At 60.7% G+C, this 12,532-nt stretch carries 14 protein-coding genes and 1 pseudogene; 6 read left to right on the top strand and 9 right to left on the bottom strand.

Features of this window, described 5'->3' with window-relative positions:
- Nucleotides 1-28: 28 nt before the first annotated feature.
- Nucleotides 29-907, bottom strand: coding sequence for a hypothetical protein (locus tag DK870_RS22300; RefSeq protein ID WP_161549699.1), 879 nt, complete (start codon nt 905-907; stop codon nt 29-31).
- Nucleotides 908-1,101: 194 nt separating this feature from the next.
- Here DK870_RS22300 and DK870_RS22295 point away from each other — a divergent pair, with 194 nt between their 5' ends.
- Nucleotides 1,102-2,004: a LysR family transcriptional regulator gene (locus DK870_RS22295; protein WP_060753829.1), complete on the top strand. Its 903-nt coding sequence runs from the start codon at nt 1,102-1,104 to the stop codon at nt 2,002-2,004.
- On the opposite strand, the gene DK870_RS22290 is transcribed toward DK870_RS22295, so the two are convergent.
- Both DK870_RS22290 and DK870_RS22285 read right to left on the bottom strand, forming a co-directional pair.
- Nucleotides 1,996-2,754: a substrate-binding domain-containing protein gene (locus tag DK870_RS22290; RefSeq protein ID WP_060753696.1), complete on the bottom strand. Its 759-nt coding sequence runs from the start codon at nt 2,752-2,754 to the stop codon at nt 1,996-1,998. The genes DK870_RS22295 and DK870_RS22290 overlap by 9 nt on opposite strands.
- The gene (locus DK870_RS22285) at nt 2,754-4,058 is read right to left on the bottom strand and encodes an MFS transporter (RefSeq protein ID WP_060753695.1); all 1,305 of its coding nucleotides are present in this window, start codon (nt 4,056-4,058) and stop codon (nt 2,754-2,756) included. The genes DK870_RS22290 and DK870_RS22285 overlap by 1 nt, the downstream gene beginning before the upstream one ends.
- Nucleotides 4,059-4,249: 191 nt before the next feature.
- On the opposite strand from DK870_RS22285, the gene DK870_RS29445 reads away from it, so the two are divergent.
- A complete protein-coding gene (locus tag DK870_RS29445; RefSeq protein WP_178126898.1) occupies nt 4,250-4,399 on the top strand; it encodes a hypothetical protein in 150 nt (49 codons plus the stop codon).
- A gap of 15 nt (nt 4,400-4,414) precedes the next feature.
- Here DK870_RS29445 and DK870_RS22280 read toward each other — a convergent pair whose 3' ends face one another.
- Complete coding sequence (locus tag DK870_RS22280) at nt 4,415-4,804, bottom strand: VOC family protein (RefSeq protein ID WP_060753694.1); 390 nt, start codon at nt 4,802-4,804, stop codon at nt 4,415-4,417.
- 49 nt (nt 4,805-4,853) lie between these two features.
- Nucleotides 4,854-5,030, bottom strand: a complete 177-nt coding sequence (locus tag DK870_RS29440) for a hypothetical protein (RefSeq protein WP_162843513.1) — start codon at nt 5,028-5,030, stop codon at nt 4,854-4,856.
- A gap of 129 nt (nt 5,031-5,159) precedes the next feature.
- Between DK870_RS29440 and DK870_RS22275 the strand changes: the two genes are divergently transcribed.
- Both DK870_RS22275 and DK870_RS22270 read left to right on the top strand, forming a co-directional pair.
- The gene (locus tag DK870_RS22275; protein WP_060753693.1) at nt 5,160-6,095 is read left to right on the top strand and encodes a LysR substrate-binding domain-containing protein; all 936 of its coding nucleotides are present in this window, start codon (nt 5,160-5,162) and stop codon (nt 6,093-6,095) included.
- A 93-nt stretch (nt 6,096-6,188) separates the two neighbouring features.
- Nucleotides 6,189-6,551, top strand: a complete 363-nt coding sequence (locus tag DK870_RS22270; RefSeq protein WP_090366203.1) for a 5-carboxymethyl-2-hydroxymuconate Delta-isomerase — start codon at nt 6,189-6,191, stop codon at nt 6,549-6,551.
- Between the two features lie 27 nt (nt 6,552-6,578).
- Here DK870_RS22270 and DK870_RS22265 read toward each other — a convergent pair.
- Both DK870_RS22265 and DK870_RS22260 read right to left on the bottom strand, forming a co-directional pair.
- A pseudogene (locus DK870_RS22265) lies at nt 6,579-6,884 on the bottom strand (LysR family transcriptional regulator); the annotation flags it as partial.
- Nucleotides 6,885-7,058: 174 nt separating this feature from the next.
- Nucleotides 7,059-8,696, bottom strand: a complete 1,638-nt coding sequence (locus DK870_RS22260) for a 5-guanidino-2-oxopentanoate decarboxylase (protein ID WP_161549698.1) — start codon at nt 8,694-8,696, stop codon at nt 7,059-7,061.
- A 111-nt stretch (nt 8,697-8,807) separates the two neighbouring features.
- On the opposite strand from DK870_RS22260, the gene DK870_RS22255 reads away from it, so the two are divergent.
- On the top strand, nt 8,808-9,686 hold the full coding sequence (locus DK870_RS22255) for a LysR substrate-binding domain-containing protein (RefSeq protein ID WP_104995801.1): 879 nt from the start codon (nt 8,808-8,810) through the stop codon (nt 9,684-9,686).
- A gap of 254 nt (nt 9,687-9,940) precedes the next feature.
- On the opposite strand, the gene DK870_RS22250 is transcribed toward DK870_RS22255, so the two are convergent.
- Together DK870_RS22250 and DK870_RS22245 are read right to left on the bottom strand one after the other, a co-directional pair.
- Nucleotides 9,941-10,555 carry an NAD(P)-dependent oxidoreductase gene (locus DK870_RS22250; RefSeq protein ID WP_161549697.1) on the bottom strand — a complete coding sequence of 205 codons (615 nt, stop codon included), beginning with the start codon at nt 10,553-10,555 and terminating at the stop codon, nt 9,941-9,943.
- Between the two features lie 34 nt (nt 10,556-10,589).
- Nucleotides 10,590-11,456 (bottom strand): MBL fold metallo-hydrolase, encoded by an 867-nt coding sequence (locus DK870_RS22245; protein WP_060753687.1) that lies wholly within the window; start codon nt 11,454-11,456, stop codon nt 10,590-10,592.
- A gap of 105 nt (nt 11,457-11,561) precedes the next feature.
- On the opposite strand from DK870_RS22245, the gene DK870_RS22240 reads away from it, so the two are divergent.
- Nucleotides 11,562-12,467, top strand: coding sequence for a LysR family transcriptional regulator (locus DK870_RS22240; protein WP_161549696.1), 906 nt, complete (start codon nt 11,562-11,564; stop codon nt 12,465-12,467).
- The last annotated feature ends 65 nt before the right edge of the window (nt 12,468-12,532 follow it).

The raw sequence follows: 12,532 nt of genomic DNA, 5'->3' as shown, positions 1-12,532 counted from the left end.
CGCCAGGACTCCTGGTCTGCGACGAGTCTTACGGTGAGACGGCGAGCGTCTGCGGCACCAGTTCCAACACCCGGTTCCTCCCCCCTTCCGCCAGCAGATAGGTGCCCCGTCCTGTCGGCACAATCGATTGCGGCGCCTTCAAGAACGACAGAATGGTCTGCTGCTCGCCCCGAGGGTCAATCAACAACAGGCGTGCCCGGTGCGTCGAGTCTTCGTTGACCCACAACCCGCGCTCATCACACATCAGGAACGTTGGCTTGTTCAAGCCCGCCAGCACCACCGGGTCGCTGCCATCATCGGTCAGTTCGCGGACCACGCCTTTTTTCTTTTCGGTATAGAGCATGCGCCCATCCGTGCAACGCACGATGGATTCGCCTTCCTCGACCTGATCGCGCAGCATGCTCAGGGACTGGTCGCTCCAGCGGTAGCGCATCAGGCGGCCGGTGGGCTTGCGGTCTTCAATGGCGTACAGGTCGTCGCCCTCGACCCATAGGCCCTGTACGTTTTCACCGCGGAACAACTCCGTGACGGCGCCGTCCTTGAGAAAGCTGACCGGCGCGCCACCTGATTCCTGGCTGAACACCCAGCCGCCACGGGTGGCGACCATGCCGTCGGGTTTGGACAGGTTGGCCACTACGACTTCGCGTTGCCCATCCGCGTGGATTCGCACAATGCTGCCCAGCCCGTCCTTGAGTTCCTGGCTGACCATCAGCGAGCCATCGTGCAGGGGCATCAGCGACGCCGCCTTGGCCACGTCTCGATGAATCACGCTATAGCTCCAGCCGTCGCTCGCCTGCACCGGATAGAAGCTCTGCCAGGCAAAAAAGCTCAGGGTAGCGAGGCATAGCGGACCAAGGATCCATGCGCCGCAGCGCAGTGCCTGGTGTTTTTTTATTATTCGATTCATGGATGTACGCCGGTAGGAATGGGAAAAAATAATCGAGTCGGACACCCTACCAAAGGCTGCCATTGAACTTCACCCCGGGAAAATCGGCTGTCCCCGAAAACCGTGCTTGCAGGCGACGCCCAGCCCCGGGTACATGACGTCCCATCCGCTCCCGTACGATAATGCCCCCATCCTGACAGCCACTGGCCACCTTCGTGATCATCAACTTCGACCTCAATGACCTTCAAGCCTTCCGCGCTGTGGTAGACAAAGGCAGTTTTCGCGGTGCCGCCGAGGCCATCCGAATCTCGCAACCGGCTCTTAGCCGACGTATCGAAAAGCTCGAATCCGCCCTCGATGTGAAGCTGTTCGAGCGCACCACCCGACGGGTCAACCTGACCATGGTCGGCCGTGCGTTCCTGCCCCAGGTGGAGCGTATTCTCGACGACCTCGACATCGCCTTGATGGGCATCAGCAATGTGGCGTCCACGCGGATGGGCAACGTCACCATCGCCTGCGTGCCGTCCACCGCTTATTACTTCATGCCCCATGTGATCTCCGAGTTTCACAAGCTCTATCCGAAGATTCGCCTGCAGGTGCTGGATGCCAGCGCCGGTGAGGTCTGCAATGCCGTGGAGAGCGGCGAGGCGGATTTCGGTGTGAGTTTCAGCGGCAGCCTGGCCGATGAAGTGGAATTCGAATTGCTGTTGCAGGAGCGCTACGTCCTGGCCTGCCGGCATGACCATCCGCTGGCCGGGCGCCAGAGTGTGAGTTGGGCTGAAGCTTACGAATACGACTACATCACCGTGGACAAGTCCTCGGGCAACCGCTTTCTGCTGGACCAGGCCCTGCGCGGCGTGCGGGTGAAGAAACCGAGTGTCTGCGAGACCCACCACGTGACCACGATGATCGGGCTGGTGGAGGCGGGGTTGGGCGTGGCGATGGTGCCATCGATTGCGATGCCCGCGGGCGAACACCCGATCCTGGTGAGTGTGCCGCTGGTGGAACCGCAGGTGATGCGCAATGTGGGCTTGATCAAGCGCCGCGGGCGGACGTTGCCGCCGGCGGCGCTGGAGTTGGAGCGGTTGGTACGGGAGATGCCGTTTCGGTCAGCGTGACACCGAGTCCAGGCCGGTGGATTGCACCACCGGTTGCGCCTCGGGTGAAGCCAGGAACTTCAGCAGTGCCTTGGCCTGGGCCGGGTGTTTGGCGTTGACCGGAATCCCCGCCGCAAAGCGTGTCACCGACTGCACGTCTTCCGGGATCTTGCCCACAAACGTCACCCCTGGTATCGGCAACAGTTCCGCCACCTGCTGCAAGCCGACCTCGTAGTCACCCTTGGCGACCTGTTCGGCCACCGGCAGGCGCTCGATCATCGTGCCTTTGGCGGGCATGCCGAGCTTCTTGAACAGTTCCTTCTCGACATACACGCCGCTGGCGCTGTCCGAATAAGCCACGGATTTGGCCTGGGTCAGCGTGGCCTTCAATTCGGCGTCAGTGCCGATCGCCGGTTTGGCCGCGCCGGCTTTCACCACCAGGCCGATACGCGAGTCCGCCAGTTCCACGCGGGACGCAGGGTCGACCTTGCCTTGCTTGATCAAGTCATCGAGCGCATAGCCGACCATGATCACCACATCGGCGGGTTCGCCACGCGCTAGACGGTTGGGAATCGCTTCCGGCGCCTTGCCCATGGACGGACCCAGGATGGTATTCAGGGTGTCGCCACTTTGTTTGGCATATTGCGGGCCGAGCAATTTATAGGCAGCGGTAAAACCACCGGAGGTCATCACGTTGAGTTCTTCGGCCTGCGCCGTCAGTGCCAGGGCGCCGAGTGCAAGGGCCGTAAGGCTGTTGAGTAGGGTGCGCATCATACGGCCTCCTGCAGCATCTGCCCGCGGGTATTGGCGCGGCGGTACAGGGCCAAGGTCGAGCACAGGGCACACAGCGCGGCAAACATCATCCAGTAGGCCGGCGAAGCCTTGTCTTCGGTGACATGGATAAACCAGGTGGAGATCGCCGGGGTGAAACCACCGAAAATGGCGGTCGCCAGGCTATAAGCCAGGGAGAAACCGGCCACACGTACTTCCACCGGCATGATTTCGGTCAGGGCCGGGATCATTGCGCCGTTGTACATGCCGTACAGGAAGGAGAACCACAGCAAGGTTTCGAGCATATGCGCGAAGCTTGGCGCATTCACCACGAACGACAGCGCCGGGTAGGCGGTGATCACGGTGAGGGCAGTCATGGCCACCAGCACCGGCTTGCGCCCGAAGCGGTCGCTCAGGGTGCCGCCGATCGGCAGCCAGACAAAGTTCGACACCGCCACCAGCAACGTCACCAGCAAGGCGTCGGAAGTGCTCAGTTGCAGCACGGTCTTGCCGAAGGTCGGCGCGTAGACCGTGATCAGGTAGAACGCCGTGGTGGTCATGGCAACCATCAGCATGCCGCCGATCACCATGGTCCAGTTCTTCGCCAGGGTCGCCAGCACTTCGCGCATGCTTGGGCGATGTTTGCGGTTGGCGAACTCTTCGGTTTCCTGCAGGTTGCGTCGCAGTACAAAAATGAACGGGATGATCACGCAACCCAGGCCGAAGGGAATGCGCCAGCCCCAATCGGCAACTACAGCCGGTTCCATCCATTGGTTCAGGCCATAACCCAAGGCGGCCGCAACCACGATGGAGATCTGTTGGCTGCCGGACTGCCAACTGGTGTAGAAGCCTTTGCGGCCCGGTGTGGCCATTTCAGACAAGTACACCGACACGCCGCCCAGTTCCGCGCCGGCCGAAAAACCTTGCAGCAAGCGACCCAGCAGCACCAGCAGCGGTGCCCACAGGCCAATGGTCTGATAACCCGGTACCAGCACGATCAGCAGCGTGCCGCTGGCCATGATCGACAGAGTCATGATCAACCCTTTGCGGCGACCGACGTCATCGATATAGGCACCCAGAACGATCGCGCCCAGTGGACGCATCAGGAAACCCGCGCCGAACACGGCGAAGGTCATCATTAATGACGCAAACTCATTGGCGGCGGGGAAGAACGCGGCAGCGATATAGGTGGCGTAGAAGCCGAACAGAAAGAAGTCGAACTGTTCGAGGAAGTTGCCCGAGGTAACGCGTAGGACTGCACCCACTTTCGAAGGGGCAGCGTCGGGCCGGGAAGGGCTAGTCATGGTTTTTGTGTCTCCAGCGTTCTTTTTAAGAGCTTGTTTCGCTTAAGACCCGGGATAGTGGCTGACACATTTAGAAATGATAAGTGAGTTATTTGGATTAATTGATGCGTAATTGTTATCAATTGGAGCATGCGCCCAAAATCATTGCTCTGTTCTATGCTGGATGGGTGAACCATTCTTAAGGAAGGGAGGTGGCTATGAATAATGAGCAGAAGGAACGGGATGAGCCGGAGCGTGTACAACCCCAGCGTCAGCATGAGGAGGAGAAGCCCCAGACCTGGAAGCATGATGACTCTACGGAACTGTCACCGCTTGATGAGGAGATTCCGCTCAAGCGTTGAAAGGGTGTGCCCCGATCAATGGATCGGGGTACACAATTCCACCAGCGTGCCATCCGGGCAACGCACATAAGACACCACCTGCCCCCAGGGCCTGGTGCTCGGTGGCGACAGTTCTGTCGCGCCATGGACGAGCGCTTTGGCGTGGGCGGCGAACACGTCCTCGGTGACGAAACCCACTTCCATTCCTAGCGGTTTGCTGGAGGCATGGGCCTGCACGTGGCCGCCGTCGAAATTCATGCCTGCCAATTCGTGGGCGGCAAACGAGAGGGTGGTTTCGCCGGTTTCCAGCTCGCCATAGGTACCCGATTCATGCAGGAAACGGCGAGTGAAGCCGAAGGCTATTTCAAAGAATGCCAGGGAGGCGGCAACGTCCGGCACATAGATGATGGTGTAGGCGAATTTCATGCTTGGCAGTCCTTGCTCACAAGTGGGTTGAGGCTATTTCAGATCAAGATCAAACCAGCAGCGACGTCGGAAACCCCGCCGCCAGCACCATATAGGCGACCACCGTCGCCAGGCACAAGCCGATAAAAACGCGCAGCAGTGTCCTCACGGTGGGGTTGGCGATGAATCGGACAACCCATAGACAAAACCCGGCCACGACAATGGCCAAGGCGATAATGAACAGCACGATGGTGTTCCTGTGACCTTCAAGAGCTGATTTATAGTCGCAAAGCCGCTCGATGAACAGTGTTCACATAGACGCAGCCCGGCGGCCTTTCTAAACTGCGCGTTGTCTTGGGGAGAGGGGCAGGCGCCGATGAATCGTAATGAACTACGCAAGGCCGACATCAACCTGATGGTGGTCTTCGAGGCACTGATGCTCGAACGCAACGTGACGCGGGTGGCGGAGAAGCTGTTTCTCGGCCAGCCGACCATCAGTTCGGCCCTCAACCGTTTGCGCACCTTGTTCAATGACCCGCTGTTCATTCGCGTTGGCCACCGCATGGAACCGACGGCGCGGGCCGAGGAAATCATCCAGCACCTGTCGCCGGCCCTGGATTCGCTGTCGTCGGCCCTGAGCCTGACTCACGATTTCGACCCGTCCCGCAGCACCATGACCTTCCGTATCGGCCTGTCCGATGACGTCGAGTTTGGTCTGCTACCGCCGCTGTTGCGGGCTTTGCGCCAGGAAGCGCCCTTGGTGGTGTTTGTGGTGCAGCATGTGGATTACTGGCGCATCCCTGACTTGTTGGCATCCGGTGATATCACCGTCGGCATCACCCAGACCCGCGGTCTGCCGGCCAATGCCAAGCGCAAGCTGTTGCGGCATATCCGCCCGTGCCTGCTACGCGCCGATGCCTCGGACACACCGCTGACCCTCGACGAATATTGCGCACGCCCTCATGTGCTGGTGTCGCACACCGCCAACGTGTCCGGGTTTGCCGATGAATGGCTGGCCGAGATCGGCCGCAAGCGCCAGGTGGTGCTATCGGTGCCGCAATACAGCGCGCTGCCGGCGTTGCTCGCCGGCACCGACATGATCGCCAGCTTGCCGGACTACACCGCCCAGGCCATGGCCGCCAGCGGGCAGCTGTTCTGCGAGCCATTTCCGTTTGAAACCCCGACCCTCGACCTGTCCATGGTCTGGCTCAGCCACGTCGATACCGACCCGGCGGAACGCTGGATGCGCTCGCGGCTGGAGGCGTTCATGAGTGACCGCGACTCACTGGCGGCGCCGCCGGCAAAATCTTGAGACACCCCTTGAGGGAGAACTGAAAGCGCTCTGAATCAGTGCGCCTGCGTGTTATATGTATGACTCTTTTCCTACAACCATCGGGAGCTTTTAATGCCGCACCTGCATCTGGAATACACCGCCAACCTTACGGACTTGCCTGTCGAGAAAACCCTGTTGCGGCTCAACAACGTGCTGATGGCGTCCGGGCAGTTCGCTTCCGAGTTCGATATCAAGAGCCGCGCAGTGAAGGTGGAGAATTTCCAGGTGGGCACCTCGCTCAGCCCACGCGGTTTTATCGCGGTCAAGCTGTCGCTGCTTAGCGGGCGGTCGCCGCAGATCAAGCAACAGTTGTCGCAAAGCCTGTTGGCGGCCTTGCAGGACTTGGGCGAATGGCCGGCGGATGTGCAGGTTCAGCTCAGCGTGCAACTGGACGACATGGATCGTGAGTCCTACAGCAAAGTCGCAATCGGCTAAGGCTTGAAGCCGACGCCGTCACCAAGTCGAGGCGGCCTTCTGTTTCGGGTCGAAGGCCTGGCCGCCGGCGTGGCACAGGTTGATGCTCTCCAGGATCTTCAGCACATGGCCATACATGGTGGTGGCCTTGTAAGTCGGGCGCATGCCGGCCCGCGTGTTTATAAACAGCTCGTCTTCAAAGCTGGTGCGCAGCTTCTTCAGGCTGTAGCTCACGGTGGACTGACTGACGAACAGCGTTTCGGAGACCTCGGTAACGCTGCTCTGGTCATAGACGGCGATAAACACCATCAAGTCCTGCATATCGAGCTTTCTGAGCAAGTTACTGTTTAGCATCGGTTTCGTCCGTAAACCCGTTGTACCGAACTCAGTACAAGACTGCACAAAAGCTTAACGGAACGGCCGTACCAATAGAAAGCTCTGTAGGTCGTTTCTATGTTTGGTGTGGGACAAATAATGTTGGTAACACGACGTCAGTCCCCGCCTGCACGCCATCGATAGACACACCGTTCAATACCCTACGGCAGCTGCAACCTCCTGCATCCACAGTGCCTGGTCGACTTCAATCAGCGTCGGCCCCTGGCGATCCGTGGCGGCGCGCAAGGCCGCCCGCAACGGTTCGATGCCCCGCACACTTTCGGCCGCGCAGCCCAAGGCTTTGGCCACACCGATAAAGTCCGGCGTATAGATATCTACACCCACGGGCTCAATGGCGCGGTTGACCATGTATTTCTTGATCTCTTCGTAACCCTGGTTATTCCACAGCAGCACGATGACCGGCGTGCGGGCTTCCACGGCACTGGCCAGCTCCGGCAGGCTGAACTGCAACCCGCCGTCGCCGATCAGGCACACCACCGGCTGCCCGTCGCCACGTCCCAACCAGGCGCCGATGGCGGCCGGCAAGGCATAGCCCAAGGTGCCGTAGCCAGTGGAAGAGTTGAACCAGCGACGTGGGTGGTCGAGGTTCAGGGTCAGGTTGCCGCTGTACACCGGCTGGGTGGAATCACCTACCAGCACTGCACCCGGCAGTTCATCCAGAACCGTGTCGAGCAACAACGTCTGTGCGCGAGTGGCGGCATCCCAGGCCGGCGTCAGTTCCGCCCACAGGCGGGCGACTCGTTGGCCGCCCCAGGTCGAATCGCGGGTCGGCAATACCTGTTTGTGCAAGTCGTCGAGCAAGGCTGCGGCGGCGATTTGCGCGTCGGCCACCAGCGCCACTTGGGGCGGGTAGTTGCGCACGGTCTGGTCGGCGTCGATGTCGATACGCAGCAGCGCCCCTGGGATCTCGAAGCCACCGGCGAAGGTCACGTCATAGTCGGTTTCCGCCAGCTCCGTGCCGATCGCCAGCACCACATCGGCCTCGGCCACCAGCGCGCGCGTGGCGGGCAGGGTCTGGGTCGAGCCGATCAGCAGCGGATGGGAGGAGGGCAGCATGCCCTTGGCATTGATGGTCAGGGCTACCGGTGCACCGAGGATTTCGGCCAGGCGCGTCAACTCAGGCGCGGCCTCGATGGCACCGCCGCCCGCCAGGATCAGCGGGCGTTTTGCTGCGCCAAGCAACTGGCCCATCTGCTTGACCGACGCGGGTGCCGCGCCGGCTCGCGCCACGCTGACGGGCGTACAGTCGAGCAATGCATCGGCGTTTTCCACCAGTATGTCCAGCGGAATTTCGATATGCACGGGGCGCGGTCGACCGGCCTGGAAGACGGCAAAGGCCCGTGCCAGGACGCCCGGCAATTCTGCGGCCGACATCAAGGTATGGGAGAACGCCGCCACGCCCGCAATCATCGCGCTCTGGTTGGGCAGTTCGTGCAACTTGCCGCGCCCGCCGCCCAATTGGCTGCGCGATTGCACGCTGGAAATCACCAGCATCGGGATCGAGTCCGCGTAGGCTTGGCCCATGGCGGTGGTGATATTGGTCATGCCGGGGCCGGTGATGATGAAGCACACGCCTGGCTTGCCGCGGGTACGCGCGTAACCATCAGCCATAAACCCGGCACCCTGCTCATGGCGCGGGGTGACGTGACGGATGCCGGAGCGTGCCAGGCCGCGGTACAGCTCCACGGTGTGCACGCCGGGAATGCCGAACACCTGGTCCACGCCGTAGCGTTCCAGGAGATTGACCAGTACTTCGCCGCAGGTCGCCATACATGTCGCTCTTGTGAGGGTTTCGAGGCGGTATTGGAGCGGCTGGGCGGTAGCGGCAACAATCGATAAAAAGTCATACTAGCCATGTCCTCACGTCATGGCTCAATTGCGATGAAACGTCTTCCTCCGCTGCCCGCCCTGCACACGTTCTGGGTCACCGCCCAGTGTTGCAACTTCACCCGCGCCGCCGAGCAATTGCATATCACCCAGGGCGCGGTGAGCCGGCAGATTGCCGGGTTGGAAAGCCACCTCGGCTACGCCTTGTTCCAGCGCCAGGCCCGGGGCTTGAGCCTGACCGAAGAGGGCCGTGAATGGTCGCTGCGCGTACAGCAAGTATTTGGCTTGATCGTGGATGCGCTGGAGCAGATCGGCGATCGTCGCGAAACCCTGCAACTCAAGGCGCCCACCTGTGTCATGCGTTGGTTGCTGCCACGCCTGATGCAATGGCAACGTGAACGTCCGGATGTGCCGGTGGAGCTCACCACCACCGTGGCCTACACCGTGGATTTTCGCCGCGAGTCATTCGACGCGGCGGTGATCTACGCGCCCATCGCCGAGCCACCTGCCGAAGCGCGGCATTTGTTTGATGAGCAACTCACGCCGGTCTGCGCTCCCGCCTTGCTCGGTGGTTTGCGGGCACCGGCCGACTTGCAGCAACAGGTGCTGCTGCATCCTACCCGGGATGGACGGGATTGGGCGTTGTGGTTGAAAGCAGCGGATACGCGGCTGAGCAATCTGGCCCAGGGGCATCATTTCGAGACCTTGGATCTGGCTATGACGGTGGCGTCACAAGGTTCAGGCGTGGCGATCGGTGATAGCGCGTTGATTGGCGAGGATGTCACGGCCGGCAGGCTGGCGATGCCGTTTGAACTGCGGGTGCCGACGGGGATGGCGTATTACCTGGTGCGCCCACCGGGCGCCGAGCTGTCGGCAGGCCTTGAAGCACTAATGGAATGGCTGGCGAATCAAGCAAAACCCACCCCGACCTGACGTGTAGTGAGCGGGCTTGCCCCGCGCTGGGGGGCAAGCCCTAATGCCAGTCAGTTAAGGCTTAACGCGGTCACTGTGGGAGGGGGCTTGCTCCCGATGGACTGCGTAGCAGGCCCATTTTTGAGGCCGCTGCGCGGCCTATCGGGAGCAAGCCCCCTCCCACAATTTATTCATCGACCGCTTTCATCGCTTAACTGACTGGCATTAGGGCAAGCCCGCTCATTACAGGCATACTACCGGTTGCCTGTAGTGGATCAGTAGCCGACGGTGAAGCGCTGGCGGGAGTGCTTCGGTGATTCAACTTCGTCGATCAACGCGATCGCAAAGTCAGCGAAGCTGATCCAACTGCGGCCTTCGCTGCTCACCAGCAAATCATCCTGGCCCAAACGGAATTTCCCGGTGCGCTCGGTTTCCACGAACTCCGCCGATGGCGACAGGAATGTCCAGTCCAGTTCCTTCTCCTGACGCAGCGTATCGAGAAACTCCGCGCCCGCACTGGCTTCCGCCTTGTATTCGGCTGGGAAGCCCGGGCTGTCGATCACACGGCTGCCACCTGGCAGCAGCAACGAACCGGCACCGCCCACCACCAGCAGGCGTTTCACCCCGGCCTTTTTCACCGGGTCGATCACCGCACTGGCGGGCAGGGTGGAAAAGTGTGCGGCACTGATCACCACATCATGGCTGCTCACGGCCTGTTGCAGGGCGTCGGCATCCAGGGCGTCGACTTGCTTGGCGGTCACGCCTGGGCGTGCCGTCAGTTTGTCGGTATTACGGGCGATGGCGGTGACGGTATGCCCACGGCGCAGCGCTTCTTCCAGCAGTTGGCTACCGGCACGGCCGGTGGCACCAATGATTGCAATCTTGCTCATGACATTCTCCAGTACGGTCAGGGTTTAAAACCAATCACCACTTCATTTCGCCCTTGGCGACTTTGGCGCTCAGTTCCAGCGAACTTTCATCGGCGAGGGTCGGGTAACGCTTCTTCATGGCTGCGATCAGGGCAGCGGAGTCCTTGGCCTTGGCGGTCTCGATATCGAAGGCTTTGATGTAGTCGGCGGTAAACGCCACGGATTTGAGCGATGGGCTGCCCAGGTAGTGGCCTGGAATCACCGTGCGCGGTTTCAGTTGTTCGATACGTTGCAGCGTTGCCAGCCAATCTTTGTGGGACTGCGCGCTCTGGGTGTCGGCCATCCACAGGTGGATGTTTTCGGCCACGACCACACCGCCGACGACGGCCTTGATCGACGGGATCCACACAAAGCTGCGATCCGGTTGCGGGCCGTCCAGGCCGACGATCTCCAGTTGCTCGCCTTCAAGGGTCAGGCTGTGGCCTTCAAGCACTTGCGGCACGAGGGTTTTGGCCGGTTTGTCGGCGCCCATTTTCGGGCCCCAGAAGTCCAGTTTGCCGGCCACGGTGGCCTTGATGTGGTCAACCACCGGTTGCGGTGCCAGTACCTTGGCGTCCGGGAACGCTGCGGTCAGGGTATCGAGGCCGAAGTAGTAGTCCGGGTCGCCGTGGCTGATGTAGATGGTGGTCAGGTGTTTGCCGCTGGCGCGGATTTTCTGCACCAGTTGCTCGGCCTGGCCTTTGCCGAATTGCGCATCCACCAGGATCGCGTCGTTGGCGCCGCTGACCAGCACCGAGCTGACCGGGAATATCGCGGCTTCGCCTGGGTTGTACACGTCGAGTTTCAGCTCGGCCGCTGCCGCGTGGGCTGCGAAGGCGAGGGCGGCGGTGGCCAGGGTCAGGCGTTTGAAGGTCGAGAACATCGGGCAGCTCCTGCCATCGGTAAGGGGTGTACAGAGCTTAGTTGCACCAAACGCAACAAAAAATGCGATGCTTGGACATAGTTTGTTTCTAAAATCGGGCAAATCATGGATCGTCTTCAAGCAATGCGCGTGTTTGTGACAGTGGTCGACTTGGGCAGTCAATCGGCCGCCGCCGACCATCTGGATCTGTCGCGTCCGGTGGTCTCGCGCTATTTGGCCGAGCTGGAAGACTGGGTTGGTGCGCGCCTGCTGCACCGCACCACGCGCAAGCTGAGCCTGACCGCCGCCGGTATCGAAACGCTGCCTCGGTGCCGCCAGATGCTGGAGTTGTGCAACGACATGCAGGCTGCCGTCAGTGAGCCGGACGAAGCGCCGCGTGGCCAGTTGCGGCTCAGTGTCAGTAGTTCGTTCGGCCAGGCACAGTTGGCGGATGCCGTGGCCGAGTACATCAAGCAGTACCCGTTAGTGAGTATCGACCTGCAAATGCTTGATCGTACGGTGAACTTGGTGGATGAGCGTATCGATCTGGCCATTCGCACCAGTCTCGAACTGGACCCCAGCCTGATCGCCCGCAAGCTGACGCTCTGCCGTTCGGTCATCTGCGCCTCGCCAGCATATCTGCGCGAACATCCACACCCTCGTCAGGTGCAAGACCTGGTGCAGCACAATTGCCTGACGCACTCTTACTTCGGCAAAAGTCTCTGGCACTTCACCGAGAATGCAGAACCGGTGTCGGTGGCAGTGCAAGGCAATATCACCGCCAATGAGGCAACGACATTGTTACGGGTGACATTGGCAGGGGCTGGTGTGGCGCGGCTGCCCAGCTATCAGGCGGGGGACTACATCCGTAGTGGTGAACTGATCCGTTTGCTACCGGAGGCCGAGCCTCAGCAAATGAATGTTTATGCGGTGTATGCCTCGCGTAAACACATGTCCCTGGCGCTGCGTAGCCTGCTGGATTTCCTTGTGCTCAGGTTTCCGGAAGAGCCTTTGTGGGACAAAGGTCTTTGAGCGGATATAAACCGATTGAATGACGCCCGATAATGGCAAGTCGCTCCGGCTGACCTATGCTTAAA

Origin of the sequence: Pseudomonas sp. Q1, from assembly GCF_009935975.1 — a bacterium.
GTDB classification, from domain to species: domain Bacteria; phylum Pseudomonadota; class Gammaproteobacteria; order Pseudomonadales; family Pseudomonadaceae; genus Aquipseudomonas; species Aquipseudomonas palleroniana.
This window is presented reverse-complemented; position numbering and strand designations above follow the sequence as displayed.